Origin of the sequence: Acetobacter cerevisiae, from assembly GCF_001580535.1 — a bacterium.
In the GTDB taxonomy this organism is placed as follows: domain Bacteria; phylum Pseudomonadota; class Alphaproteobacteria; order Acetobacterales; family Acetobacteraceae; genus Acetobacter; species Acetobacter cerevisiae.
The window spans coordinates 1-1,877 of sequence record NZ_LHZA01000041.1; the positions used below are offsets into that span (position 1 = coordinate 1).

Consider the following 1,877-nt stretch of genomic DNA (forward strand, 5'->3'; position numbering starts at 1 on the left):
AGTCCGGGAAAAGGCCTCCAGCTGATAGCCAGGCCCGCTCAGCCGATCAAGGCGCTCTTCAACATCAAAGAAACCAGGCTGCTTCATCTTCCACCATCCCCAATCAACGCCGAAGAAATAGAATCACACAGAACAGCTCAGAGCCAAGGGTTTTTTCGAACCCTCCAACTGATAACGCCTATAAAGAAAAAGAGGGAATGCCGCCTGAGCAACACTCCCTCTTTCCACATAGAAGCCAGAAATTTTTAAATCTGTGTTTTACTGGGCCCGCGGCACAATGGCGGGAGCCGTGGAATTTTTCTCAGTATTCAGCACAGCATTGCCGGACTGTTTGGAGTAGGTCGCAGAGGTGGACTGCTGTGGCGTCCGCGGCGGATGGAAGGCGGAAACCCCAAGGATACCACCAGCAGAGCGCTGCATCGTGCCTTCCGGCTGGCGCGCGCACCCACGGGTAATAATGGAACAAACGCCGTCCGTGCCAATCATTTCATCATCATTGCCGGTATAATGCACGTCAGAAACACGGTCATTATCCAGACGGACTACAGCCGTACAGCCTGTGCCACCGCCGCCGCCCAGCACGTTGACAAGCGTTGAAATATCACCAACCGGAATAAGGGTAGACCCACCATAGCTCGGGGCCGGCTGCGTGCCGGAATAGATGAAGATCTGCGTCGTATCATTAATCTGTTTGGTGGAAGCCGGCAGACCGGCACAGGCCTGCAGATCGTAGGATGTCATCCCGATCATTGTGACTTGTGCCTTATGAGCAGCGCGTGAATCAAAATACCCGCAACCGCTTAAACTGACAGAGAGTGAGGCGACCGCAAACAAACCCAAAAGACGACACTTCATTTTTTCGACTATCCTCACACCGTGTCCAAAATATTCATAACAAGACGTAGAAAGTTATTACGCTACTGTGTTCTTCCTCTGCAATGCAAGAGGCTGAGCGATGCATAAAATATTTCTTTTCTGACAAATATCTTTCCAGCGCCTTAATATCCTGATTGCATTGTCTATTCTATATCATTTCGATTATAATGGAAAGTGGCTCTCTTCTAGTCTTGCCTTTTCCTCCCCATCATACGCTATTATCATGGGGTTGTTTAATTGTACTGTCTGAGACCTCACGCAGTCCTGCAAAACGGTCCCTGAGGTCAAAGGAGAATTTGCTGATCATGTTGCTTCCGTCCCGTCATCAGGTGCTTACCTGCTCTTCTCTTGTCGTCTCGCTTTTCGCGCTGAGCGCCTGCATACACCCAGGTCAGCCGCCAGCACCGCCGTTGCCCGCTCTGGCAAAAGCCACGCCCTTTACGGCGGCTGATACAAGCTTTGCCTCCAGGCTCAATGATGAGGACCTGACCCACATTGCGCTGGCAAACCTTGCCAAAACGCACGCCGCCCGCAGCGATATCGCGTTGCTTGGCACGACAATCGTCAAAGACCTGACTGATAACCATGATAAGCTGACAGCACTGGCCACCACCGGCACCGCCACGCTGGCTGCAAAACCTTCCGCGCAGAGCCAGAAGATTATTGATCAGATGCAGCGTCTGCACGGTGCTGCGTTTGACAGAAGCTACGCACGCTATCTGGCAAGCAACACAAAATCGACCAGCCTGTTTATTGATGCCACCAACGCCACGTCCACAAACGCGGATCTGGTGAAACTCGCTACCGACCTCAAAACCAAACTCCTCGGTTACGAAGCGCAGGTGAAATAAAGCCTTTTCCAAAAGACCGATTTCTTCCCATCCGGACGGAAGGTCCTTTGATATCCTGAGGCTTCCTGCTGACAAGGCAGGGAGCCTCAGGCGCTTTTGCGGAACGCATACACTCTCCACTCATCGCTAGAGCGTTTTCTGCGCTGAATG

3 protein-coding genes are annotated in these 1,877 nt (G+C 52.0%); 2 read left to right on the forward strand and 1 reads right to left on the reverse strand.

The genetic code is table 11. The features are described 5' to 3' along the window. Positions 1–249: hypothetical protein (locus AD928_RS15015; RefSeq protein ID WP_209436620.1), on the forward strand; the 249-nt coding region annotated here is incomplete at its 5' end. A 9-nt stretch (positions 250–258) separates the two neighbouring features. Here AD928_RS15015 and AD928_RS00270 read toward each other — a convergent pair. Then, positions 259–750 (reverse strand): hypothetical protein, encoded by a 492-nt coding sequence (locus tag AD928_RS00270; protein WP_062144584.1) that lies wholly within the window; start codon positions 748–750, stop codon positions 259–261. A 431-nt stretch (positions 751–1,181) separates the two neighbouring features. On the opposite strand from AD928_RS00270, the gene AD928_RS00275 reads away from it, so the two are divergent. Then, positions 1,182–1,727, forward strand: coding sequence for a DUF4142 domain-containing protein (locus AD928_RS00275; protein WP_062247345.1), 546 nt, complete (start codon positions 1,182–1,184; stop codon positions 1,725–1,727). Positions 1,728–1,877 lie beyond the last annotated feature (150 nt).